Here is a 23,606-nt window from a genome sequence, read left to right as displayed (position 1 = left end):
CAGGGAAATCCGTTCAATCAGTGAGGTCGAGGAGCGGTCGGATGATGCACATACCCGGTCATACCGAGGTGGTTCCACCCCATCGTCGTTACGACGAGGTCGCCGAGGCCAGCGCAGCGCTCGTCATCAAGTCGTACTCCAGCTCGTTCGGGCTGGCCTCGCGGCTGCTTCCCCCGCGTATCCGTCGTGACGTCCAGAACATCTACGCGCTCGTCCGCGTCGCCGACGAGATCGTCGACGCACCGCGTCCCGAGCAGGGGCTGGTGGACCGCAGCAACGAGCTCGATCAGCTCGAGGAACAGACCAGCGTCGCGCTCGTGACGGGGTCGAGCAGCAATCTCGTCGTCCATGCGTTCGCGCAGACGGCGCGCCGGGTCGGCATCGACCTCGATCTGGTGGGACCGTTCTTCGATTCGATGCGCAGCGACCTGACCCAGGTCCAGCACGATTTCGACTCGCTGGCGGCCTACATCTACGGCTCCGCCGAGGTGGTCGGTCTCATGTGCCTGCGGGCGTTCCTCGACGGCGAAGCCAAGGCCGCCGCGCGCTACGACCACCTCGAACCCGGGGCCCGGCGCCTCGGGGCGGCGTTCCAGAAGATCAACTTCCTGCGTGACTTCGGGGAGGACAGTGACGGTCTGGGGCGTCGCTACCTCGTCGGCCTCGACCCCGACGACCCAGCTGACGCCGCGTGGTCGCTGTGGCTCGACGACATCGACCTCGACCTCACCGCGGCCGCTGCCGCCATCCCGGATCTACCGGTGGGCAGCCGGGTCGCGGTGTGCACCGCACACGACCTGTTCGCCGAACTGACCGCACGCCTTCGCGAGTCGTCGGCGGCGCAGGCTCGCCGTAGCCGGGTCCGAGTCCCCAACGCGGGCAAGGCGAGGATCGCCGCCGCGGCGGTGGCCCGCCGCGGAATGCCCCGGGCCACCACACGCCGCGACGTGTCGCGCATCCATGGACGGAGCACACACGCATGATCGACCCGAAACGCGTCGTGGTCATCGGCGGCGGGGTGGCCGGCCTCGCGACCGCGGCCCTCCTCGCGCACGACGGCCATGATGTCGAGATCGTCGAGAAGAACCACGAACTCGGCGGACGTGCCGGCACCTGGAGCCGGGACGGATTCCGGTTCGACACCGGCCCGTCGTGGTGGCTCATGCCGGAGGTCTTCGACCACTTCTTCGAGATGCTCGGCACCTCGACCGCCGAACAGCTCGACCTGGTCCGGCTCGACCCTGGCTACCGGGTGTTCTTCGGCGACGGCGAGTCCGACGGCCCGCCGATCGACATCGCCGGTGACTACGCCCGGAACCGGGCATTGTTCGAGCAGATCGAGCCCGGTGCCGGCGCCGCCCTCGACGATTACCTGCGCACCGCGCGGCAGGCGTACGACCTTGCCGTGGAACGCTTCCTGTACACCAGTTTCGACTCGCCGCGCGCGTTCCTCAGCGGGCCCGTGCTGCGCCACGCGAAGACGCTCGCCACGCTGCTGTCGTCGTCGCTGCAGTCGTTCATCTCGTCGCGCTTCACCGATCGGCGCCTGCAGCAGGTGCTGGGGTACCCGGCGGTCTTCCTCGGGTCGTCCCCCGAGCGCACCCCGGCGATGTATCACCTGATGAGCTGGCTCGATCTGGCCGACGGAGTGCGTTACCCCAACGGCGGGTTCACGACGCTCGTCGACGCGCTGGAGCGGGTGGCCCGCGAGCGCGGTGTACAGATACACACCGGCGCCGCGGCGACGGCGGTGTTGACCCGCGAACGTACCGGTCGTCGGACGTCCCGGCGTCGTGCCGAGGTCGGCGGGGTGCGCATCGAGACAGCGGCGGGCGAGACCCGAGATCTGTACGCCGACATCGTCATCGGAGCCGCTGATCTCCATCATCTCGAGACCCGGCTGCTCCCCACGGAACTGCAGACCTTCCCGGAGCGGTACTGGCAGCGCGCCACGTCGGGCCCGGGCGCGGTTCTGGCCTGCCTGGGTGTGAGCGGGACGCTGCCCGAGTTGGCGCACCATTCGTTGTTCTTCACCGAGGACTGGAAGACCAACTTCGACGCCATCTTCGAGGCTCCGACGCGCATCCCGGATCCCGCGTCGCTGTACGTGTGCAAGCCGTCGGCGACGGACGCCTCGGTGGCACCGGCCGATCACGAGAACCTCTTCATCCTCGTTCCCGTGCCGCCGGATCCCGGCGTGGGCCACGGCGGCGTCGACGGCGGCGGGGACCCCGACATCGAGAAGGTGGCCGACCGGGCGATCGCGATGATCGGCCAGTGGTCGGGCGTCCCGGATCTCGCCGATCGTGTCGTCGTGCGGCGCACCATCGGACCCGCCGACTTCGTGGACTCCGTGAACTCGTGGTGCGGTGGTGCGCTGGGCCCGGCACACACGCTTCGGCAGAGCGCGTTCCTCCGGTCGACGAACCGTTCGCGGAAGGTTGACGGGTTGTACTACGCGGGATCGAGCACGCGCCCCGGCATCGGCCTGCCGATGTGCCTGATCAGCGCCGAACTCATCCGGAAGAAGCTTCGCGGCGACCGGTCGGTGGGGCCGATGCCGGTCGGGAGTCGCTGACCTGCAATGGCGGGTTGCTCCGTCGAGGTTTGACAGCCCGGTCACCCGGGTATGAGCGCGTGACGGTGCTCACAGTGAGCGGGCGAAAGGTCCGGGCGACATGGAGAGAACACGTACGAGTTCATGGTGGCGCAGCCCGCGGTGGATATGGTCGCGTCGGGATCTCACGCCGCAGGAGCGGTTCAACCTGCAAGCCTCGCGCGTTCCGGTGGCGGTCGTGACCGCGTCGCTGGGTGGGCATGCGTACACATACCGCGATCGGGTCTGACGCAGTCGAGGCGACGGGGTGATTCGAGGCACGCGGGCCACCGGCGCTGAGATCGTCCAACCTGAACGTGGCGGGTCGCGCCGAGCAGATCGCGCAGCGCGGCCACGCGTTCGGGCTGTCATATCCGTGTCTCCTCGACCGGCAATTTCTTGAACTGTTCGCACATGTAACGCACTGAGGGAGAAAGGTTCTCGTGACTGTGCTCCCAGACGGGTGCGACGACATCGCCCTCGTCAACCTGCACCGACCGATTACCGAACCGGCGATTACACGCCTTAGATCTGCACCTGGACGATCAGTGTGCTACCTCCAGGCTTGTCCAGTTGGACGAGATCGGGATTGCTCGGTGAACCGGTGGTGAGTCTGCTCTGCTCGTTGAGCGCGGCGGAGAAAGTGGTCGTGGACAAGCTGTTGGAAATCCGAAAATGCCACCGCACGGTTGCTGTTTGCCGACCGCCACAACCTGGTCTCGCACTACCCATCAACTCGAACCCCAACGTGTACGAGCCTCCCGGGGTCACTCGACCTGGCGATCGGTCTTCCTTGCTCACCTGGTCTCTTAGTTCATCATCGTCCACCCGCACACATCTATCGATGTCTTCGTCGACGGCAATCGTCACGTTCGCCGAGGGGCGAACCCTCGAGCTGTAGAGGTCGGACTCGATGTACCGGAAGCTGACCTCGAACTGTGGTGACGCGTATCCAGGCGCGGGACCGGCCGTCGATCCCAGGTTCGGGAGAGCTCGCGCGAGATCGTCTAGTGGTGACGCCGATGACGCGCCGGCGCCGGCCACCGCCTGGACGCCCGCGATGGTCGCCGTAATCACGGTGGCGAGCATGCAGAACCGGGAACCTCTTGTCGGCTGCGCCATTTGCCGATTGTAGTGGACAAGCGTACTTCGATCCGGGGATCTAGTGAGTCCGATCTCCTAGCGTTCGTATCCGAGCAGTCCGGCGATCGCGGGTCGCGCTGCACCCACCATGATTCGGGCAGAACAAGCGAGGTCGTACGCCCAGCCCAACACTCAGCGATGTGCGGGCGCCGGTCCGATGAGGCCCGCGACGATCTTCGCCGACATGACCACGAGCGGCAGCCCGCCACCCGGATGCGACGACCCGCCGACCAGGAAGAGACCCGGTATCGGTGAGGTGTTCGACGGTCGCAGGAACGCCGACCGCGGTCCGTTCGACGACGACCCGTAGATCGAGCCGCCCGGGGTCTTGGTGCGGCGTTCGAGGTCGGCGGGGGACACCAGCAGGCGGTGGCGGATGTGTCCGCTGAGGTCGAGCCCCCGATCGCCTATGACCTCGAGGATCTGGTCCGCGTAGGAGTCGGCGAGCCCTGGTGCGTCCCAGTTCACCCCGTGCTCGGGGTCATGGCGCGGGGCGTTGACGAGTACGAACCACGCGGCTGTCCCGGGCTCGGGCACGATGTCGGGGTCGGCCGGAGCCGAGATGTACACGGTGGGACGCGCGACCGGACGGGGCGGGCCGTTGAAGCCGAACACGGCGTCGAACTCCTCGTCGTAGTCCTCGGCGAACAGCACGTGGTGATGCGGTTGATCGGGCGGCGGGTCGTCGAGCGCGAGCAGGAGTACGAACCCCGACAGCGACGGCGTCGTCCGGCGAAGGAGTGCCCTGGGAACGCGGCCGGCGCGGCGGGGAACGAGACTGTCATAGACCTGGCGGGCGTCGGCGTTGGCCACGACGATGTCGGCCGACCGCCGGGTGCCGTCGGCGAGTTCGACGCCGTCGGCCCGGCCGCGGGCGTCCGTCGTCACCCGGGTGACCTCGACGCCGAGTTCGAGATGCCCGCCGAGTGCGCAGAAGCGATCCCGCATGGCGGTGGCGATGCGTCCCAATCCGCCTCGGACATACCATGATCCGAAGGACTGCTCCGCCCACGGCACGGAGGCCAGGGCCGCCGGGGCGCGACGAGGGTCGGAACCGGTGTAGGTGGCGTACCGGTCGAGGAGCATGCGCAGGCGAGGGTCGACGAGGTGTCGATCACCGAGTCCGCGGAGGGTTCGCCAGGGAGCGACGGTCGCAACGTCCGACGGGGTGGCGATGCCACCGATCATCGTGCGGATACTCATCGGCGACTCGAGGAACGGCTCGTGCGTGACGTCCCAGACACGTTGTGCGCGGTGGAGAAACGACGACCACTGGGCGCCTCGCCCGGGTCCGAGAGCGGCGTCGAGGGCGGCCGGGATGTCGTCGAGGGTTCCCGGCATGTCGAGGACGGTGCCGTCGGGGAATCGGTAGCGGGCGGCGACCGGGAGTCGCTCGAGGGTCAGGTAGTCATGGATCGACGTGTCCGTCGCCGCGAAGAGTTCTTCGAACACGTGCGGCATGGTGACGAGCGACGGCCCGGTGTCGAAGACGAAACCGTCGTGTTCGATCACGCCGAGTTTGCCGCCTACGTCGTCGAATTGCTCGAGAACGGTGACGTCGTGGCCGGCCGCGGACAGGCGCATGGCGACGGAGAGTCCGCCGACGCCCGCACCGATCACCAGGACACGGCTCATCGGTGCGCCTCGATGGGTCGTCCCTTCCAGTGCAGGTCTCCGCGGTGCCGCGCGAGCGTCGAATCGACTGCGAGGCCGGTGAAGACGAGGATCGACAGCGGGTGGCCGAAGGCGTCGGGCCAGGCGCGGCCACCGGTGCAGCGGGCGGAGACGGCTCGCGAGGCGACGCCGGAGAGGTAACCGACCAGCCCGGTCCTCGAGCCGAACAGTGCTGCGACGGCGGGCAACACGTACATCAGACAGAGGAGCCCGGTGACGGCGAGCGTCCCGGCCGGCGAGCCGAACGCCGACCAGAGCGACTTGCGGTAACCCTCCCGGACCTCGTCCCACCCGTGGTACATGCGGCAGGTGGCGACGGTACTGCCTTCGGCGACCACCCCGCGTCCGCCCGCCGCCTTGATGGCCCGTAGCAGGCCGATGTCCTCGAGTACGACGTCCCGTACGGCGTCGTGTCCACCCGCGCGGTGGTAGGTCGCGGCGTCGACGACCATCATCTGTCCGTTTGCCGCGGTGAGGGATTCACGCGACGAGCGCTCGGCGAGTCCGAGCGGGAGGGTGCTCATCCACGACCATTGCAGCAGCGGCTGGACCAGACGCTCCGCCGGGCCGACCGCGACCTGGCGGGGGTAGGGGCTCACCAGGTCGAGTCCGGTGTCGCGCAACAGAGCGAGCGACGAGGTGAAGGCGTGCGGCTCCACCACGACGTCGGCGTCGACGAATATGTAGACCCCGTCGGGATGGGCCATGTCCGCCAATTGCCGGCACGCCCAGGTCTTTCCGAGCCAACCCGGGGGAGGCGGGACTCCTTGACGCACCTCGATCCGAGCGTCCCGGTCGGCCAGGCGTGTCAGCACCGCGTCGGTGCCGTCGACGGAACCGTCGTCGAGTACGAGGATGCGGACGGGCCCGTGCCAACGATCGGCCGCCTCGAGCACGGCGGTCAGGCACCGTTCGGCGGTGTCTGCCTCGTCGCGCATCGGGAGGAGGATCGAGAGCGGTTCGGAGGCGGGGATGCCCGACAACCCGGGCCTACGCACACGGCGCGCATTGTCGACGGTCAGCACCAGCGAGGCCACGGACAACGCGGTGCCCACCGCGACGAGCCTGCGCCCCAGCTCAGCCACTCGCACGGCGCCCCTTGATCTCGAAAACCAGAAGCGGTATCGCGATGACCCCCATCAGGATTCCGCCGGTGATGGCGACCGTCGGGCGACCGAAGAACATCGCGTGCGCCATCACCGAGGAGAAGTAGGTCCACAGATAGGCGGTGACCGGCACGGCGTCGATGCCGGCGCGGTCGGAACGACCGATCGCGAGGTCGAGGGCCGCGATCATGAGCAACGAGACCAGCAGCCAGCCCGCGAAGTTCGTCAACGGGATGTCGGCGACCCCGGGCAACGACGGCTCCGGATACCGCCACGCCCAGTTGCCCTGGTCGACCATCTGCGGGTCGAGGAACACGTCCCAGGCGGTGAGCGCATACGCGCCGACAACGGCGACGATCGGTCGCGTCGCCGCCCCGGACGCGCCGAGAGCACCGACGAGTCTGCGCGTGACCACCAGCGCCGGCCACGACATCATGATCCAGGCCAACGGGACCAACACCGGGACACCCAGGACCTTGAGTCCCAGGCCGTCGGTGTACTCGTATGTGCCGAACGGGAATCCGGTGCTGACGCCGACGGATTCGGCGAGCAGACCGCCGCCGCCGGCGATCACGGCGAGGGCCACAGCGGCTTTCGGGCCGCGTGTCGCGCCCACATGGACGAGTGAGGCCGACGCCAGCAGCAGGACACTCGCGACGGTCAGCGGCAGCGTGCCCCCATCGGTGAACGGGAAAGCGATCTGCACGCCGATCGTCGCGGCGAGCAGCACCCAGGCGAGAGCCACGAGTCCGCGGCCCCATGCGAGGTGTGGGCGGCCGGTCTCCTGCGGGTCGGCGGGCGTGGGGACGGGACGGCGTGTGGCGAAGTCGTTGGTCACGCCGACCTCCCCTCGTAGGTGCCGACCACGTCGGTGACGGCGAAGCGGGCGAACAGTTCCTCGGCATACCAGCGTGCGGACTCCGTACTTCGGACCGCGGACAGATGGGCCGGTGACCGATAGGCGAATTCTGTCAGATCGTGCGCGGTGTCCCAGAGCGAGAATGTGCCCTGCACACCGAGTGGGAGCTCGCCGACCCCGAGAGCGAGCCGATTGCCCTGAGCGCCTGCGAGTTCGGTGGCCACCGGCGGAACCGCACGCCAGAACGAGACCATGGTCGTGGGACGCAACCGGGCACGGGTGAGAGCCGCGACGGGACCGGTCCAACGGGCGCCCGTTCGCTCGGTCGTCGTGTGGTCGGCTCGGGAACGGTCGTTGCCGAACGGATCGACCCGCGACCACTGCCCTTTCGAGCGGAGCGGTCGCATCGTCACGCGAAGTTCCTCGGTGCTCGACTCCTGCCACCGCCGCAACACGGGCGACTTCGCGGCGGCGCGGGCGGCGGCGTCGTCGTGCCACACCGTGAGCGCGGCCCAGTGTCGTAGATCGGCGCTGTCCAAGGTGAACGTGCGTGATGTGCCGGTACCGAGCAGCTTCGCGAAGCGCAGTCCCGGGGTCCGGCGCAATGCCCGACGCCCCGACGACATGCGTCCGAGCGCGGGGAGGACGCGGTCCACTCCCCACACGCGGAGTTCGACCGTGGGTCCGCCGGGTGAGGTCATGAGCGACGCCACACGCAGCGTTCGACGAGCGTGGTCAGCGCCTGCCTGCTGTGGTCGTCCACCCGGACGGAGTCGATGATGGTCAGCGCCTCCTCGGCGAGGTCGACGATCCGCTGTTCGACGCGATCCACCGAGCCCGTCGACTCCAGGACCTCGCGCATCCGGGCGGCCCCGTCCTCGTCGAGATCGGGATTGCCGAGGCCGTCGGCGAGCACCCGACGTTCCATCCGGCCCGCGGACTCCTCGGCCAGAGCGATGAGCATGGTCCGCTTGCCTTCCCGGAGGTCGTCGATCGCGGGCTTGCCGGTGACCTTCTCGTCGCCGAACACCCCGAGGATGTCGTCGCGGAGCTGGAATGCCTCACCGGCGGTGAGGCCGATGCGGTCGTAGGCGTCGAGGAGTGTCGCGTCGGCCCCGGCGAGGGTGCCACCGAGCCGCAACGGCTGGCCGATCGTGTACCGCGCGCTCTTGTAACGCAGGATGCGCGCCGTCCGGTCGGCGTCGGTCTGCTCCTCGGTCTGGCTGAGCATGTCGAGGTACTGGCCGCCGTAGGCCTCGTCGCGCATCGCCGACCAGGTCCGGCGGACGGCTCGTCGGGTCTCACCGGTGGCGGTGTCGGTGGCCGTCGCGGCCAGGTCGTCGGACCAGGACAGGCACATGTCACCGACCAGGATGGCGACCGCGGTGCCGTGGCGCTCGGCGTCACCGCGACGCCCCGCACGGAGGTGATCGTCGGCGAAGAGTCGATGGACCGTCGGCAGTCCGCGTCGTGTGTCGCTGTCGTCCATCACGTCGTCGTGCACGAGCGCGGCCAGATGGAAGAGCTCGATCGCCGCGGCCATCTCGACCATCCCGGGCACGGCCGAGCCCTGCGCGGCTCCCCGTGCGCCCGTGAGACAGAACGCGGCACGCAACCGCTTGCCGCCACCGATCCGCTGCGAGACGGCGTCGATCGCCGGGGCCAGCTCGGGTCCCACCTGTCGCAGGGTGGCGGCGTGCTGCCGGAAGTGCGAGGCCACGACCTCCTCGACGAGCTCCAGATCGGTCGTCGCGTTCTCGATCGGGTGGAGCTCGCGGAGTGTGGAGGTCGACAGGGATGACGGCGGTACGGACGAGTCGGTCATCTCTGCGGTCGGTGTCATGTCGGGGCCCTTCGGAGTCCGGGTTCAGGGACGTGTATCCGCGGATCGTGGTGTTCGGGGTCGGTCTCGGATACCCCGTGTTCGGAGCGGTAACCGCGGGCGGATGGGTGGCGGCGACATGCCGGTAGCGTGAGTCGCATGGCAGTGGATGCAACGGTGCCCGTGGTGGCGATCGGTCTTGTCGGTGGTTTCGCGGTCGCCCGCTACAGCGGCCGCCGTGAGCTGGGCGGGGTGGTGCTCGGCACGGCCGGTGCCTGGTGTACCCGGCAGTGGGCGGTGTCGAAGGGCCCCGCAGTCGCGGGCGGTCTGCTGGCCGGCTACCTGGCCGCGTTCGGCGGGTCGCATCCGTTGGCGAAGAAGATCGGTGCGTGGCCGTCGGTGGCCGCGGTGACTGTCGCCGCGGCAGGCGCGACGGCCGTCGCGACCCGCTGACGGCGAGCGATCCCCGACCGGGATCGACGACCCGGCGTTACGATCACCACCCATGACCGCGGGATACGGACGGACGCGCCAGAACGACATCTACACCGCCGGTGTTCACCGGCGGAAACCGCGTGTACCAACGGATTTCGCGGAGCTAGAGCGGCGTGCCAAGCGTGCCATGTCGGCGCGGGCGTGGGCGTACATCGCCGGTGGTGCCGGTGAGGGACGCACCATGGCGGCCAACCGTGCGGCTCTCGACCGCTGGGCGATCGTGCCGCGAATCCTCCGTGATGTCTCGGAACGGAACCTGGCCGTCGATCTGTTCGGGCGTCGCATACCGGCCCCGGTGCTGTTCGCGCCCGTCGGTGCGGGATCGCTCGCCGCGCCCGGCGCCGATGCGCTCATCGGCCGCGCCGCCGCGGAACTCGGCGTGCCCTACATCTTCTCGAACCAGGCGAGTGTCGCGATGGAGGACGTCGCCGCGGAGATGGATCGGGTCACTCCCGGCGCGCCGCGTTGGTTCCAGCTGTACTGGTCCACCGACGACGACCTCGTCGACAGTCTGCTCGCCCGCGCCGAGGAGGTTCGCGCCGACGCGGTGGTCGTCACCCTCGACACGACGATGCTCGGGTGGCGGCCGCAGGACCTGAACCTCGGGTCGCTCCCGTTCGCGCGCGGTGAGGGCATCGCGCAGTACACCTCCGACCGCCGGTTCGTCGACATCGTGGCCGACCGACTGCGTGCCGCAGCCGACGAACGCCCCGAGATCTCGCTCGGTGCGATCGCCACGCTGGTCTCCATCACCCGCAACGCGCCGGGGAGGTTCCTCGACAACCTGAGGTCGCCGCAGCCGCGCGGCGCGGTGCAGACGTTTCTCGACATCTACTCCCGGCCGTCGCTGAACTGGGACGACCTCGCCGGACTCCGCGAGCGCACCTCACTGCCGATCGTCCTCAAGGGCGTGCTGCACCCCGACGACGCGCGGCAGGCCGTCGACGCCGGCGTCGACGGCATCGTCGTGTCCAATCACGGCGGCCGGCAGGTCGACGGCGCCATCAGCACGATCGACGCGCTCGAGGCGATCGCCCCCGTCGTCGACGGGCGGATCAAGGTGCTCATCGACTCGGGCATCTACACCGGCTCCGACGTCTTCAAGGCGCTCGCGCTCGGCGCCGACGCCGCCTGCATCGGCCGGCCGCACATGTACGGGCTCGCGCTCGCCGGCTCCGATGGTGCCCGCGACGTCGTCGCCGACATCATCGCCGAACTCGACCTCACCCTCGGGTTGTCCGGTCACACCGACGTCGTCGACCTCGACCGCGAGGCGTTGCGGCGGTTGTAGGCCTGCTGGTGCCCGCTCAGACCAGCGGGCGTCCCGTCCGCATCCGCCACCGGACGTCGGCGAGCAGGACGTTGAACGGGAAGGCGCGCACCCACTTCGGGGCGCGCGTGATGAAGGCGCGCAGGACCGCGTTGTGGGTGTCGAAGTACAACTCCTGCCACGGCGAGAGCCGGACCCGCATCTTGTGACGGAAGTTCTCCGGCAGGAAGCCGATGGCCATGATCTCGAAATGCCAGCCGAACAACCGGGAGATCACGGGCCCGAGGAACTCCGCGCGGGCGATCGACATCAGGTACTCGCGGATGGTGTCGTCGATCTCGAGGGTCTCGACCGTCTCGTTCCAGTACGTCTCGAAGTCCGCACGCGTGGCAGGCCACATCTCGCGGGGGACCTGGAGCGTCGTGCCGAGAACCGCTCCGGCCTGGTAGCGCTCGTCGGTCACCTCGGTGACGCCGCCGAAGATCCGGTGGACGTCCTCGGTGCCGCGGTAGAGGCAGGCCGCGACCCACAGCTGCAGCGCAGGGTCGAAGGCGTTGTATTTGACCGGGCTCTCCGGGGTCGACCGGACCTGTGCGTGCGCCTTGCCGACCGCCTTGCGGTAGGCCTTGCGGTCCTTGGCGCTGCCGAGTCCGGCGACGGCGAGGTAGCTCAGCGTGGTGCGTCCGCGCTTCATCGGATGCTTGAACAGGTTGCCCGAGTCCACGCGGCTCTCGTACACGCCGTATCCGACGGCAGGCAGGCTGAGCTGCATGATCACGTTCGCGGCGCCGGCGATCACGCCGATGCCGAGGGGATCGAGGTCGCTGGTGGGGAGGGCGTCGAGCTCCGCGCGAGACATCCGCGCGGTCGTTGGCAAGAACTCGGTGTCCGGCCGCTCCGCGGTGAGAAATTCCTCGACCTCGGCTGTCACGTCGGTCGACGTTTGTGGTGACAGGGCCGAACTTCCACTGGTGATAGGCTCCGTTGCCATCGAACACCCCTCCTGCTCGAATTCTGGAAACGACTGTTTCCCGTTTTATGAGACACCTAACTTACTGGGGTGTCAAGATAGGAAACATGGGACGAGCACCATCGACTCCGGACAGCCGATCCGGCGCTGCGCCGGACTCGGCCGCCACCCTGCGGGCCTACGGCGGCGAAGGGGGCGACACCCGCGTCGCACGTCGCCGGTCGGCGTTGATCGACGCCGGGTTGGATCTGCTCGGCGCCGATGACGTGGGCGCGGTGACGGTCCGCGGCGTCTGCCGCCGCGCAGGGCTGACCGCCCGGTACTTCTACGAGAGCTTCGAATCGGTGGATCAGCTCGTCGGTGTCATGTACGACGAGGTCATCGAAGAGATCGCCCAGGCCAGCCTCGCCGCCTTCTCCGAGGGTGCGAGCATGCGGGCCAAGGTCGCCGGCGCGGTGGCCGCCATCGTCGACGTCATCGACGCGGACCGGCGCAAGGGTCGACTGCTGTTCTCGCAGGCGCTGCAGAGTCCGGTGATCGCCGCCAAGCGCATGGAGTCGACGACGCTGTTCGCCGGGCTGACACTGCAGAGCACCTCGGCGATCCTCGACGTCCATGTCGGCCCGTCCGCGGCCGTCGGCGTGGCGCACTATCAGGTGGGCGGTCTGAGCCGCCTGCTCGCCGCGTGGCTCGAGGGCGACGTCGATCTGAGCAAGGCCGATGTCGTGGACCTGAGCATCGCGCTGCTGGTGTCACCCGCGGAAATGCTGGAGAACAGCCTGTCCCGCCGCCACGGCGATGGTGAGTAGTGCTGCGCGTGGGGATATGTTTGAACCCATGAGTGGCGGATCCGGCGAAGCAGACCTCCGACCGGCGAAGCGACCACTGGACGGCTGGCGTGACTACGGCGAGCCCGAGCTCCCGATTCCGCTGGCAGCCGCCCTAGCCGCGTTCGCCGAGCAGGGTTATCACGGCACGTCGGTCCGGGAGATCGCGGCGCGGGCGAACCTGTCGGTGCCGGGCCTCTATCACCACTACCCGTCGAAGCAGTCGCTTCTGCAAGGACTTCTCGAACGGACCATGACCGACCTGCTTGCGCGTTCGGAGGCAGCGATCGTCGAAGCGGGGCCCGAGCCGATCCGGCAGTTCGACGCCGTTGTCGAGTCGTTGCTGCGGTTCCATATGTATCGCCGGGAACAGGCTTTCGTGGGGTCCACCGAGATCCGCAGCCTCGACGACACCTACCGCCCGACCTACATCGGCCACCGGGACCGGCAGCAGCGGATGGTCGACGAGATCGTCTTCGCCGGCGTGGAAGCAGGGGACTTCACCACGGAGTACCCGAAGGATGCGGCCCGCGCGGTGGCGACGATGTGTGTCGGCGTCTCCACGTGGTTCAAGCTCGACGGGCTCCTCGGCCCGGATGAACTCATCGCGCGGAACCTGCAGCTAGCCCGCGCACTCGTCGGATATCGCGCGGACTGAGTCCGACGGCGCGTCCGCGTCGTCGCCGACTTCGCGGGTGAGCTTGACCCGGCAGTCACGGGCTGGCAAGGTATGGGACGCCGAACGAGCGATCGGTCGGCGTTCGGGGAACCTCTGTCAGTACTACCTCTGTCAGTACCAAGTGAGTTGAAACAGTTCAGCGCCGGGAGCGAAGCGAGCGGGCTGAATCGGAAACGGCCCGTGCGTTAAGGAGTCACCATGCCCATAGACCTCCGTCACGACGATGACGTGCTCGACGTGGTCGCGAAGACCGAGAGCTTCGTCCGTGACTATGTCCTGCCCATCGAGGACGGGGCGGCCGGTGACATCACGGCGGCCGGCGGTGACGAGATCCGCCGCGAGATGAACGCGAAGGCCAAAGAGGCAGGGATCTTCGGGCCGCACGCGCCCGTCGAATTCGGCGGACTCGGTCTCAACATGTGCGACCGCGCACCCGTCTTCGAGGCCGCCGGTTACTCGACTTTCGGTCCCATCGCTTTGCACATCGGCGCACCCGACGAGGGCAATGTGCACATGCTGGCGCACATCGCGAGCGAGGAACAGCGTCACAAGTACCTTGCGCCGCTCGCCGCCGGCGATGTCCGGTCGGCATTTGCGATGACCGAGCCCGCGCCGGGAGCCGGCTCCGACCCGAACGCACTGCGCACCGAAGCCGTCCGTGTCGACGGCGGCTGGAAGATCAACGGCGACAAGCACTTCATCACCGGCGCCGAAGGCGCCGGCTTCTTCATCATCATGGCGCGGACCTCGGGTGCGCCCGGTGACCGCGGCGGGGCAACGATGTTCCTCGCGCCCGCCGACACTCCGGGTCTGACCGTCGGCCGTCACATCAACACCATCGACAAGGCGATGATCGGCGGTCACTGCGAGGTGAGCTTCACCGATGTCTTCGTTCCCGACGAGGACATCCTCGGCGAGGTCAACGAGGGTTACCGTTACGCGCAGGTCCGGCTGGGGCCTGCCCGCATGACCCACGTGATGCGATGGCTCGGTTCGGCAAAGCGCTGCCAGGACGTCGCCGTCGATTATGTCTCGCGCCGTGAGGGATTCGGTGGCCGTCTCGGAGACCTGGGCATGATCCAGCAGCTCGTCGCCGACAACGAGATCGACCTGGCCGCCACTCGGGCGCTGTTGCTGAAGGCCTGCCACGAACTCGATCTGGGCAACCACGCCTCCGACGAGACGTCCATCGCCAAGACCTTTGCTGCCGAAGCGTATTCGCGGATCGCCGATCGCAGCATCCAGATGTGCGGCGGCCTCGGCGTGTCCGCCGACCTGCCGTTGGCCCGCCTGTCGCAGGAACTCCGGCCGTTCCGCATCTACGACGGCCCCTCCGAGGTCCACCGGTGGGCGATCGCCCGCCGCGCCGTCGGACGTGCGAAGAAGGCCCAGCAGGCGCTCGAAGCCAAGGCATCGGCGGGTGCCCGATGACGTCGGCAGAGTCCGCACTGGACCGGGATCGCCTGCGCCGGTTACTGACCGACAACGGCGTCGAGCTTGCAGGCGAGCTGTCGATCGAGCTGATCAGCGGCGGTAAGTCGAATCTCACCTACACGGTGACCGATGGCGTCTCCACCTGGGTGGCCCGGCGGCCGCCGACCGGTGGGTTGACACCCTCCGCTCACGACATGAGTCGAGAGTGGGCGGTCACCAGCGCGCTGCAGTCGACGTCGGTCCCCGTGGCCAAGACGGTGGCCTTCGACTCCGACGGCTCCGTCATCGGCGCGCCCTGCACCGTCGTCGAATTCGTCGACGGGCGAGTGGTCCGTACCGCCGCCGATCTCGACGCGTTCTCCGACGACGAGGTCGCCCAGAACCTCGATGCGCTCGTACGGACACTCGCCGACCTCCATGCGGTCGACCATCACGCGGTGGGTCTCGGCGAGTTCGGCCGGCCGGCCGGTTTCGCGGCGCGACAGGTCAAGCTGTGGGCTCGCCAGTGGGGTCACGTGAAGACACGCGAGCTGCCCGATGTCGATCGGCTCGTTGATGCGCTCGCCGCCCGCGTGCCGGAGCAGGCGCGGGAGTCGGTGGTACACGGCGACTTCCGGATCGACAACACCATCGTCGACGCCGATGACCCATCCCGCATCGCTGCGGTCGTCGACTGGGAGATGTCGACGCTCGGCGATCCGCTCACCGACGTCGCGCTCATGTGTGTCTACCGCACCGGTGCCTTCGATCAAGTTCTCGGATTCTCCGCGGCCTGGACCAGCGACCGCTACGCGTCGGTCGACGAGATCGCCCAGAAGTACTCCATTGCAACCGGTTCCGATCTCGGTGACTGGGATTTCTATCTCGGTCTGGCGAATCTCAAGCTGGGTGTGATCGCCGAGGGGATCACCTATCGGGCGCTGTCGGGTGCGTCGTCGGGTGACGGCGCGGAGAAGGCGGGTGAGGCCACCGCGGCGTTCATCGCCGACGGCTTGCGGCACATCAGCTGATCGTTTTCTGAAAGTCGGTGTCACCGAGCGTTTTCGTTGAGGACAAAGGGGCAAGTGTATGAGTGGGTCTACGACCAGCCGGAGTGCGCTGGTGACCGGAGCGTCACGCGGCATCGGTGCGGCGATCGCCGAGCGGTTCGCCGCCGACGGGTGGGATCTGACCATCAGCGCGCGCGGGCGTGATGCGTTGGAGAGCAAAGCCGCCGAGCTTCTCGAACGCGGGGCCGGGCGGGTGGAGGTCGTGCCCGCGGACATGACCGATGCCGAGGCGATCAGCGCGCTCGGCACCGCGCACGCAGAGGCGTTCGGGCGGTTCGATGCGTTGATCATCAACGCCGGGATGGGATCGAAGGGGTCAGTGGCCGAATTGCCGGTCAAGCGATTCGATCGGTTGTACCAGGTCAATGTCCGCGCGCCCTTCATCCTGCTGCAATCCGCCCTGCCCACCCTCCGCGACACCGCACGAGTTCACGGAGCCGCGAAAGTCATCGCGGTCGCGTCGATCACCGGTGTCTATCCGGAGCCCGAACTGTCCGCCTACGGGGCCACCAAGGCGGCACTGATCTCCCTGTGCGAGACGTTCAACCTCGAGGAGTCGGAGAACGGTGTGAGCGCTACGACGATCGCGCCGGGCTATGTCAACACCGACATGACCGACTGGCTCAAGGACCGTATTCGTCCCGAGGAGATGATCACGGCCGCGGACGTCGCCGTGCTGGCCCACTCGGTCACCCAGCTCTCCCGATACGCGGTGCTGCCGAACGTCGTCCTCACCAGGCCGGGGACGAACCTGCATCGGGCGTAGGCGGGTGGAGGCATGGGGTAGCAGCCCATGTGTGCGATTCGGCGCGAGCCCTCGGAGCTTCTAATCATGTTCCATTGGTGTTTGTGACCTGATTGGCGTATTAGTAGTGTCATGACTAGCTCTGCTCGCCACCTCGCCGCAAGCCTAGACGAAGGGTATGTCCGCTCCGTTCTCGTCGGGGGGCAGTGGCGAGACGGTGGCGGTGAGCGTTTCGCGGTCCACGATCCCTCAGACGGCACCGTTGTCGCTCATGTGGGAAACGGTGGGCTGCACGATGCCTGTGACGCCGTTGGGGCGGCCGCGTCGGCGTTGCCTCAATGGTCCGGCTCGAGTCCGCGTGCGCGTGCCGACGTGCTGATGAAGATCTTCAGCTCGGTCCTGGCCGCAGAAGACGAACTCGCCGAACTCATCACCAAGGAGAACGGCAAATCCATCGCCGATGCCCGCTCCGAGGTGCGCTACGCAGCCGAGTTCTTCCGGTGGTTCGCCGAGGAGTGTGTGCGGACTTCGGGACAGTATGGAGAAGCACCACTCGGCGGCAGCCGCACCATCGTCACGCATCACCCGGTGGGCGTTGCAGCGCTGGTCACGCCCTGGAACTTCCCCGCGGCCATGATTGCCCGAAAGATCGCGCCTGCGCTTGCAGCGGGCTGCACAGTAGTCGTGAAGCCGGCCCGCGAGACACCGCTGACCGCAGTGGCGATGATGCGGATCGCTCAGGAGGCAGGGCTCCCGGACGGGGCCGTCAACCTGGTCACCACCGATGATTCGAAGACCGTGGTGGGGGCGTGGTTGAAGGACAAGGACGTGCGAAAGCTCTCGTTCACCGGTTCGACCGCGGTCGGCAGCCACCTGTTGCGGCAGGCCGCGGATCGCGTTCTGAATTGTTCGATGGAGTTGGGTGGTAACGCACCGTTCATCGTCACCGCGGACGCACACATCGAAGCCGCAGTTGAGGGCGCGATGATCGCCAAGTTCCGTGGAAGCGGACAGGCGTGCACCGCGGCCAATCGGTTCTATGTACATGCCGACGTTCTCGACGACTTCACCGACCAGCTCGTGAAAGCCGTATCGAGTCTGCGGGTCGGTTCGTCTGCGGACGGTAGCGACATCGGGCCGATGATCTCGCCCTCGGCCGTGAACGACATCACGAGCCTGGTGGACGCAAGTGTGGCAGCCGGTGCCTCGGTGGCGTTTCAGAGCCCTGTCCCCGATGGCGACGGATTCTTCTATCCGCCAACGGTTCTGACATCGGTCCCGGCCGACGCGCCGGTGGTCACCGACGAGATCTTCGGTCCGGTCGCGCCGATAGTCTCGTGGTCGGACGTCGATGAGCTCATGGCGCAGGTCAACGGCACCGAACTGGGGCTGGCTGCTTATGTGTACGCCGGCTCGATGCAAGCGGGACTCGCACTCGGCGAGTCGATCGAGGCGGGGATGGTTGCCGTCAATCGCGGTGTGGTGTCAGACCCCTCCGCGCCCTTCGGCGGTATGAAGCAGAGTGGCCTGGGTCGAGAAGGAGCTCGCGTCGGGATGGAAGAGTTCATGGAGACGCAGTACCTGAGTGTCGGATGGCCCTGGAAGTGACGAGCACGACGACGCCGGACGCGTTGGCGATCCGCACGGTGCGATCTGCGACTCCGACCGGCCTGCCAGGGCGAGCGGGATCGCACTGAATTCGGATCGTATGATCGCCACCGCGAAGTCTGTTGACGCGACGGAGAGCGAAACACTTCGTCCTCATGCGATCACGGCGGTACTCGCCACCGCCGTGATCGCCTTCTCGCTCCTCCAGTCGTTGATCATCCCGGTACTACCGGTCCTGCAGAACAGTTTCGGGACGGATCAGTCAACGGTGTCGTGGGTGGTGACCGCCTACCTGTTGTCAGCATCTGTCGCCACACCTCTGCTGGGCAGGGCCGGAGACAGGTTCGGCAAACGCCGCGTGCTGGTGATCACCATCACCGGGCTCGCAGTCGGCTCGGTCATGTCGGCGCTTGCGCCCAGTGTGGAATGGCTCATCGCCGCGCGGGTTGTCCAAGGGATCGGCGGGGGTGTCCTGCCGTTGTCGTTCAGCATCCTGCGCGACGTGTTCTCGCTGGAGCGGACCCGTCGCGCGGTGAGCTTCATTGCGGCCATCGCATCGATCGGCTTCGGTGTCGGCATCGTCGTCGCCGGACCGATCGTCGAATTCCTGGGCTTTCGCTGGTTGTTCTGGATCCCTGCAGTGGCGACCGTGGTCTCCTTGATCGGTGCCCTGATCTTCATTCCGGAAGCCGAGGGCCGTGGGGGACGGATCAACCCCGTGCCTGCCGTCTTTCTGGGTGTGACCTTGGCGTCGACGCTGCTCGTTGTGAGTCGAGGAGCGGACTGGGGTTGGGGCAGCAGCACTTCGATCGGGCTCGGCGTGCTCGGTCTGACATCCGGAGTCGCATGGTTGATGACGGAGATGCGGGTGGAGAACCCGTTGGTCGACCTACGGATGATGCGCCGTCGAGGCGTATGGACCGCCAATGCGGTGGGACTCGCGTTCGGTTATTCGAGCTTCTCGTTCTTCGCGTACCTACCGCAGCTACTGCAGACACCCAGAGATTCGGGCTACGGGTTCGGCATGTCCGTGACGGAAGCCGGGTGGCTTGTTCTACCTTCGTCGGCGTTGTCGGTGCTCACGGGTCTGTGCGCCGCCCGCCTCGTCCGGCTGACCTCGGCGCGTGCCGTGATCGTCTGGGGTGCCGGAATGACTGCGATCGCCTACTCGATGATCGCACTCGCCCATGATCACGTCTGGGAGATAGTCGTGGCCATCAGTTTTCAAGGCGTCGGGACCGGTCTGATCGTGTCGACGATCGCGGCAGTGGTGATCACCTCTGTCCCAGCACATCAAACGGGTACGGCGAGCGGGATGAACGCGAACATCCGCACGATCGGCGGATCGATGGGTACAGCGGCGTTCGCAGGACTGTTGAGTGCCTCCGTAGGGCAGCACGGTCTCCCGGCCGAGTCGGCCTACGCGATGGGATTCGTCATGCTCGCCGTGTCGATGGCCGCAGCCGCAGTCGTGGGGTTGTGGATCCCTCGGGGCAGTAAGCGGGAAGTCGACTCGGCGATGGATGACGCTGTGAGCAACGCCGAACTCGGAATGCTCCCCAACGGCGCCGTCCGACGTAGCGGTTAGCCGATCAGTTGCGCGATCTCGTCCGAGTCCAGTCCCAGTTCGCCGAGGATCTGCTCGGTGTGCTCACCGAGCTCCGGAACGGCTCCCAACTCGGTGACATCTCCGAATTGCAGCGGTGGGACAAGTGAACGAACTGGTCCGTTCGCGGTCCGCACGGACCGCCACCGATCCCTGGCGCTCAGCACCGGGTGGTCGAGAAAGTCCTGAAGGGTGTTGACCCCGGCGAAGGCTATTCGAGCGCGCGTCAGGCGCTCGGCGAGCTCAGCGGAGGTCATCTTCGAAATATTTTCTTGCACAACTTGTTCGAGTGACTGGCGATGTGCGACCCGCTGCGTGTTCGTCGAGTAGCGGGCATCCGCCTCGAGGCCGGGGTCGCCGAAGACCTCGAGGCACAGACGGGACCATTCGCCCTCGTTCTGGACCGCCAGCAACACGACGCGGTCGTCGGCGGCGATGAAAGGGCCGTAAGGCGCAATCGTCGCATGGCGCGCGCCGAACCTGCCCGGGGGGCGCCCCCGGCCCTGGGCGAACAGCGCGGGTTGTCCGATCCACTCGGCGAGCGCCTCGAAGAGCGAGACCTCGATGGCCGCGCCTTCGCCGTTTCGTTCGCGGCGGAGCAAGGCCGCCAGAACGCCGCTGAACCCGTACATTCCGGCGGCGATGTCGGCGACAGAGATCCCCACCCTCGCCATCTCCTCAGCGGTCCCGGTCAAGGTGAGTAGCCCCGATTCCGCCTGCACGAGAAGGTCGTAGGCTTTCCGATGGGCCCAGGGCCCGGTACTGCCCCAGCCGGTGATGCCCAGCACGATCTTCTTGGGGTCGCGCCGCAGCAACTCGTCGGCGCCGAGACCGAGTCGGGCCGCTGCCCCAGGACCGAGGTTTTGCACGACGATGTCCGCGCGGTCGACCAACTGTGTGAGAATCTGCCGTCCCTGCGGTGTCTTCACGTCGAGCGCCAGGGATTCCTTGGCTCGATTGAGCCAGACGAAGTAGCTTGCCAGCCCATTGACCGAGGTGTCGTAGTCGCGGGCGAAGTCGCCGCTGCCCGGGCGCTCGACCTTGATGACACGAGCTCCCAGGTCGGCCAGTTGCCGGGTGGCGAACGGCGCCGCGACGGCGTGTTCGAGCGAGACCACCGTGATGCCGTCGAGAGGTAGCACGTCAGCGACCTTGTGTCTCTGTCACCGCAGCCAATTCCGCGACGGCGTGATCACGACGGGTATCAGGAGTAGAGCTGAGGCCGAACTCTGCATCCACCAAGGCGGCGTCTGCGCCGGGCACCGGAGCAGACGCCGCCGGGACGGGCTCACACCACGAGAATCGCAGCGCGCTGCCGGCGACCTCGACCCCGTCCTCGAACACGCTGTCGGGGAGACACATCCGCATCCCCCGGGCGATTGCCTGGGGATGGGTGAATGCGCCGTTGAGGTCCAGGACGGTCGCCCCGGGTAGCTTGAGCTCGTAGTACAGCTCCTGCCACTCGTCGGCCGTCCGGGTGGCGAAACTCGGCTCGACCAGTGAATAGAGTTCGGCCTCGTTGGTCCGGCGGAGCGGCTCGGTGGCGAAGCGTGGATCATCCTCCCACTCGGGATGTCCGGCGGCTTCGCAGAATCGTCCCCAGAACTGCGGGGTTATGCAGATCACGAACCACCGTGCATCCGCCGTGCGGAACGCGCCGAACGGCAACGACCCGCTGCCTCCTCTGCGTGGTTCGGGGGAGAACCGCTTACCGACGGTCACCGCCTGCGGGACACGATAGGACAGCAACGCGATCTGCGCGTCCAACAACGCCAGATCGATCCGCCTTCCCGCTCCGCTGACACGCCGCGTGCGCTCTGCGCCGAGAACGCCGAGAACGGCGTACAACGCGCCGGTCAGACCCCCGATGGGGTTTCCCCACCGGATCGGGATGTGTGGCCGGGTGTGATCGACCGTGATGCTCATACCGCCGCCGAGCGCTTGGATCGCGTTGTCGAAGGCGGGATATGGGCTCCAGGGACCGGAGTGCCCGAAGCCCGTTATCGAGCACGTGATGATGTCCGGCTTGATCCCGCTGAGGACGGCGTGGTCGATGCCCAAGCGGGTCAGCACCCCGGGACGGTAGTTGTCCAGCACGACGTCTGCGTGCTGGACCAGATCGGTGAAGTAGGCGCGACCCTCGTCGGTCTTGAGGTCGGCGGTGACGCTCTGTTTGCCACGGTTGAGGCCACACCGGAAGGCCGATCCGCGTTCGAGATCCGGATAGGGCTCCAGCGCTTGACCATTCGGCCGGTCGACGCGGATGACACGTGCTCCGAGGTCGGCGAGCAGCTGTGCCGCGAACCCCTTGCTGGGCTCGTCACCGTTGAGTTCGAGAACCGTTGTCCCCCATAGTGGACGCTCCCGGCTGTCGGGTCCGGCCCCGGTCCCGGCCGATGCGGGAGCAACTCTGCGCATCAACGGGATCGGCGGCTCGCCGTGACCGGTGCCCAGGTGGACGGCCCTCTCGTCATGGAGCAGCTCGAGTGCCGCGTCGTCGAATCCGAGCAGCGACGTCAGTACCGTTCGCGTGTCGGCGCCCACCGGACGCGGTGGCCGCCACGACGCGGAGTCGCTGAACTTCAGCGGATCGCCGGCGACGGTTGCACTCCGGCTGAGGTTGTCGGTGATCTGGACGGCCATGTCGCGAGCCCTGACCTGAGGATGGTCGAAGACCTCGGCGACACCGAGGACGCGGGCGACCACGACTCCGGCGGACATCATCTCGGTTTCCCACTCCAGGGCGGTCCGTGTCCGGAACACCTCCTGCAGGACAGCCACCACCGCGTCGCGGTGTGTATGCCGGGCGAGCTGGGTGGCGAATCTCGGGTCGTCGATGAGCTCGGGTCGGCCCATGATCCGACATGCGGTCGGCCACATGCGCTGGCTGATACACAGTGCGACCCATCCGTCGCTGCATTCGAAGTTCCCGAACGGCACCGTTCCCTGGCCGCCCTCGAACGGCGCCGGGTCGGGTTCCTGGCCGAAGGTCAGCGCTTGGGGGACGCGGTAGGAGTTGAGCGCGAGCATCACGTCGAGCATCGAGACGTCGACGTGTTGCCCGACACCGGTGCGGTCGCGGTGGATGATGGCAGCGGCGATTCCGATTGCGCTGTAGATCCCGGCGAAGAGATCGCCGATGGGGATACCCCACCGGACGGGAGGTGTGTCGATACCCAGCCTCGTGTAGTTCATCGTGCCGGACATCGCCTGCACGATGGGGTCGTACGCGGGCATGGTCGACCATGGGCCGTCGGCGCCGAAGCCGCTGAGGGAGCAGGAGATTATCGACGGGTTCCGCTGCGCGAGGTCGTCGTATCCGAGTCCGAGTCGACGCATGACACCGGGACGGAAATTGTCGTACACCACGTCGGCGTGTTCGACGAGGCCGAGGAAGATCTCCCGCCCCTTGTCGTTCTTGAGATCCAGGCTCACCGAATGCTTGTCACGGCTGAGCCCCCAGGCGAATGCCTCGTCCTCGGTCAGCGGGGCGGGCTCCGCAGCCGGCGCGGTGTCCGCTGCGGGGGGCTGCTCGATGCGGATGACCTCCGCCCCGAGATCAGACAGCATCAGCGACCCGAAGGGGCCGGAGACGACCCTGGACAAGTCGAGGACCCGCACACCGGCGAGAGGGGTCGAGGGAGGAGACTGAGGTGACATGTGTACATCCTAATAACAAGTTATTTACAACACAATTAGAGAAGAACTACGCCGCGTCTGCCG

20 protein-coding genes are annotated in these 23,606 nt (G+C 67.4%); 11 read left to right on the top strand and 9 right to left on the bottom strand.

Annotated features, from left to right (window positions below):
• Positions 1-41 precede the first annotated feature (41 nt).
• Positions 42-983, top strand: a complete 942-nt coding sequence (locus tag ACSUZC_RS22185) for a phytoene/squalene synthase family protein (RefSeq protein WP_439030600.1) — start codon at positions 42-44, stop codon at positions 981-983.
• The gene (gene crtI, locus ACSUZC_RS22180; RefSeq protein ID WP_439030599.1) at positions 980-2,578 is read left to right on the top strand and encodes a phytoene desaturase family protein; all 1,599 of its coding nucleotides are present in this window, start codon (positions 980-982) and stop codon (positions 2,576-2,578) included. Before ACSUZC_RS22185 ends, crtI begins: the two co-directional genes overlap by 4 nt.
• Before the next feature lie 543 nt (positions 2,579-3,121).
• Here crtI and ACSUZC_RS22175 read toward each other — a convergent pair.
• The 6 genes from ACSUZC_RS22175 to ACSUZC_RS22150 all read right to left on the bottom strand — a co-directional run bounded on the left by ACSUZC_RS22175 (position 3,122) and on the right by ACSUZC_RS22150 (position 9,221).
• On the bottom strand, positions 3,122-3,718 hold the full coding sequence (locus ACSUZC_RS22175) for a hypothetical protein (RefSeq protein ID WP_439030598.1): 597 nt from the start codon (positions 3,716-3,718) through the stop codon (positions 3,122-3,124).
• Between the two features lie 153 nt (positions 3,719-3,871).
• A complete protein-coding gene (locus ACSUZC_RS22170) occupies positions 3,872-5,374 on the bottom strand; it encodes a phytoene desaturase family protein (RefSeq protein WP_439030597.1) in 1,503 nt (500 codons plus the stop codon).
• Positions 5,371-6,504, bottom strand: coding sequence for a glycosyltransferase (locus ACSUZC_RS22165; RefSeq protein ID WP_439030596.1), 1,134 nt, complete (start codon positions 6,502-6,504; stop codon positions 5,371-5,373). Before ACSUZC_RS22165 ends, ACSUZC_RS22170 begins: the two co-directional genes overlap by 4 nt.
• Positions 6,491-7,264 carry a carotenoid biosynthesis protein gene (locus ACSUZC_RS22160; RefSeq protein ID WP_439033204.1) on the bottom strand — a complete coding sequence of 258 codons (774 nt, stop codon included), beginning with the start codon at positions 7,262-7,264 and terminating at the stop codon, positions 6,491-6,493. The genes ACSUZC_RS22165 and ACSUZC_RS22160 overlap by 14 nt, the downstream gene beginning before the upstream one ends.
• Positions 7,265-7,353: 89 nt before the next feature.
• Positions 7,354-8,079, bottom strand: coding sequence for a monooxygenase (locus tag ACSUZC_RS22155; protein WP_439030595.1), 726 nt, complete (start codon positions 8,077-8,079; stop codon positions 7,354-7,356).
• On the bottom strand, positions 8,076-9,221 hold the full coding sequence (locus tag ACSUZC_RS22150) for a polyprenyl synthetase family protein (RefSeq protein WP_439030594.1): 1,146 nt from the start codon (positions 9,219-9,221) through the stop codon (positions 8,076-8,078). Before ACSUZC_RS22150 ends, ACSUZC_RS22155 begins: the two co-directional genes overlap by 4 nt.
• Positions 9,222-9,359: 138 nt before the next feature.
• Here ACSUZC_RS22150 and ACSUZC_RS22145 point away from each other — a divergent pair, with 138 nt between their 5' ends.
• Complete coding sequence (locus ACSUZC_RS22145; RefSeq protein ID WP_439030593.1) at positions 9,360-9,653, top strand: hypothetical protein; 294 nt, start codon at positions 9,360-9,362, stop codon at positions 9,651-9,653.
• 52 nt (positions 9,654-9,705) lie between these two features.
• A complete protein-coding gene (locus ACSUZC_RS22140; protein WP_439030592.1) occupies positions 9,706-10,986 on the top strand; it encodes an alpha-hydroxy-acid oxidizing protein in 1,281 nt (426 codons plus the stop codon).
• A gap of 16 nt (positions 10,987-11,002) precedes the next feature.
• Here ACSUZC_RS22140 and ACSUZC_RS22135 read toward each other — a convergent pair whose 3' ends face one another.
• Positions 11,003-11,956, bottom strand: a complete 954-nt coding sequence (locus ACSUZC_RS22135) for an oxygenase MpaB family protein (RefSeq protein WP_439030591.1) — start codon at positions 11,954-11,956, stop codon at positions 11,003-11,005.
• Positions 11,957-12,042: 86 nt separating this feature from the next.
• Here ACSUZC_RS22135 and ACSUZC_RS22130 point away from each other — a divergent pair, with 86 nt between their 5' ends.
• From ACSUZC_RS22130 to ACSUZC_RS22100, 7 genes are all read left to right on the top strand, one after another.
• Positions 12,043-12,744 carry a TetR/AcrR family transcriptional regulator gene (locus ACSUZC_RS22130; protein ID WP_439030590.1) on the top strand — a complete coding sequence of 234 codons (702 nt, stop codon included), beginning with the start codon at positions 12,043-12,045 and terminating at the stop codon, positions 12,742-12,744.
• A gap of 28 nt (positions 12,745-12,772) precedes the next feature.
• Positions 12,773-13,420: a TetR/AcrR family transcriptional regulator gene (locus tag ACSUZC_RS22125; RefSeq protein ID WP_439030589.1), complete on the top strand. Its 648-nt coding sequence runs from the start codon at positions 12,773-12,775 to the stop codon at positions 13,418-13,420.
• Between the two features lie 219 nt (positions 13,421-13,639).
• Positions 13,640-14,872, top strand: coding sequence for an acyl-CoA dehydrogenase family protein (locus ACSUZC_RS22120; protein WP_439030588.1), 1,233 nt, complete (start codon positions 13,640-13,642; stop codon positions 14,870-14,872).
• Positions 14,869-15,885, top strand: coding sequence for a phosphotransferase family protein (locus tag ACSUZC_RS22115; RefSeq protein ID WP_439030587.1), 1,017 nt, complete (start codon positions 14,869-14,871; stop codon positions 15,883-15,885). Before ACSUZC_RS22120 ends, ACSUZC_RS22115 begins: the two co-directional genes overlap by 4 nt.
• 58 nt (positions 15,886-15,943) lie before the next feature.
• Positions 15,944-16,690 (top strand): SDR family NAD(P)-dependent oxidoreductase, encoded by a 747-nt coding sequence (locus ACSUZC_RS22110; RefSeq protein ID WP_439030586.1) that lies wholly within the window; start codon positions 15,944-15,946, stop codon positions 16,688-16,690.
• A gap of 111 nt (positions 16,691-16,801) precedes the next feature.
• Entirely contained in the window at positions 16,802-18,277 is a 1,476-nt protein-coding gene (locus tag ACSUZC_RS22105; protein WP_439030585.1) for an NAD-dependent succinate-semialdehyde dehydrogenase, read from the top strand.
• A gap of 100 nt (positions 18,278-18,377) precedes the next feature.
• A complete protein-coding gene (locus ACSUZC_RS22100; RefSeq protein WP_439030584.1) occupies positions 18,378-19,865 on the top strand; it encodes an MFS transporter in 1,488 nt (495 codons plus the stop codon).
• Here ACSUZC_RS22100 and ACSUZC_RS22095 read toward each other — a convergent pair.
• Positions 19,862-21,025: a CaiB/BaiF CoA transferase family protein gene (locus ACSUZC_RS22095; protein WP_439030583.1), complete on the bottom strand. Its 1,164-nt coding sequence runs from the start codon at positions 21,023-21,025 to the stop codon at positions 19,862-19,864. The two genes, ACSUZC_RS22100 and ACSUZC_RS22095, sit on opposite strands and share 4 nt — an antisense overlap.
• A gap of 1 nt (position 21,026) precedes the next feature.
• On the bottom strand, positions 21,027-23,543 hold the full coding sequence (locus tag ACSUZC_RS22090) for a CaiB/BaiF CoA transferase family protein (protein WP_439030582.1): 2,517 nt from the start codon (positions 23,541-23,543) through the stop codon (positions 21,027-21,029).
• Positions 23,544-23,606: the final 63 nt, after the last annotated feature.

Origin of the sequence: Gordonia terrae (assembly GCF_051789125.1) — a bacterium.
Taxonomy (GTDB): domain Bacteria; phylum Actinomycetota; class Actinomycetes; order Mycobacteriales; family Mycobacteriaceae; genus Gordonia; species Gordonia terrae_A.
This window is presented reverse-complemented; position numbering and strand designations above follow the sequence as displayed.

Coding starts and splice junctions, on each gene's coding strand:
- ACSUZC_RS22185 (WP_439030600.1), top strand. CDS start 42: ATGATGCACATACCCGGTCATACCGAGGTGGTTCCACCCCATCGTCGT.
- crtI (WP_439030599.1), top strand. CDS start 980: ATGATCGACCCGAAACGCGTCGTGGTCATCGGCGGCGGGGTGGCCGGC.
- ACSUZC_RS22175 (WP_439030598.1), bottom strand. CDS start 3,718: ATGGCGCAGCCGACAAGAGGTTCCCGGTTCTGCATGCTCGCCACCGTG.
- ACSUZC_RS22170 (WP_439030597.1), bottom strand. CDS start 5,374: ATGAGCCGTGTCCTGGTGATCGGTGCGGGCGTCGGCGGACTCTCCGTC.
- ACSUZC_RS22155 (WP_439030595.1), bottom strand. CDS start 8,079: ATGACCTCACCCGGCGGACCCACGGTCGAACTCCGCGTGTGGGGAGTG.
- ACSUZC_RS22150 (WP_439030594.1), bottom strand. CDS start 9,221: ATGACACCGACCGCAGAGATGACCGACTCGTCCGTACCGCCGTCATCC.
- ACSUZC_RS22145 (WP_439030593.1), top strand. CDS start 9,360: ATGGCAGTGGATGCAACGGTGCCCGTGGTGGCGATCGGTCTTGTCGGT.
- ACSUZC_RS22140 (WP_439030592.1), top strand. CDS start 9,706: ATGACCGCGGGATACGGACGGACGCGCCAGAACGACATCTACACCGCC.
- ACSUZC_RS22135 (WP_439030591.1), bottom strand. CDS start 11,956: ATGGCAACGGAGCCTATCACCAGTGGAAGTTCGGCCCTGTCACCACAA.
- ACSUZC_RS22130 (WP_439030590.1), top strand. CDS start 12,043: ATGGGACGAGCACCATCGACTCCGGACAGCCGATCCGGCGCTGCGCCG.
- ACSUZC_RS22125 (WP_439030589.1), top strand. CDS start 12,773: ATGAGTGGCGGATCCGGCGAAGCAGACCTCCGACCGGCGAAGCGACCA.
- ACSUZC_RS22120 (WP_439030588.1), top strand. CDS start 13,640: ATGCCCATAGACCTCCGTCACGACGATGACGTGCTCGACGTGGTCGCG.
- ACSUZC_RS22115 (WP_439030587.1), top strand. CDS start 14,869: ATGACGTCGGCAGAGTCCGCACTGGACCGGGATCGCCTGCGCCGGTTA.
- ACSUZC_RS22110 (WP_439030586.1), top strand. CDS start 15,944: ATGAGTGGGTCTACGACCAGCCGGAGTGCGCTGGTGACCGGAGCGTCA.
- ACSUZC_RS22105 (WP_439030585.1), top strand. CDS start 16,802: ATGACTAGCTCTGCTCGCCACCTCGCCGCAAGCCTAGACGAAGGGTAT.
- ACSUZC_RS22100 (WP_439030584.1), top strand. CDS start 18,378: ATGATCGCCACCGCGAAGTCTGTTGACGCGACGGAGAGCGAAACACTT.
- ACSUZC_RS22090 (WP_439030582.1), bottom strand. CDS start 23,543: ATGTCACCTCAGTCTCCTCCCTCGACCCCTCTCGCCGGTGTGCGGGTC.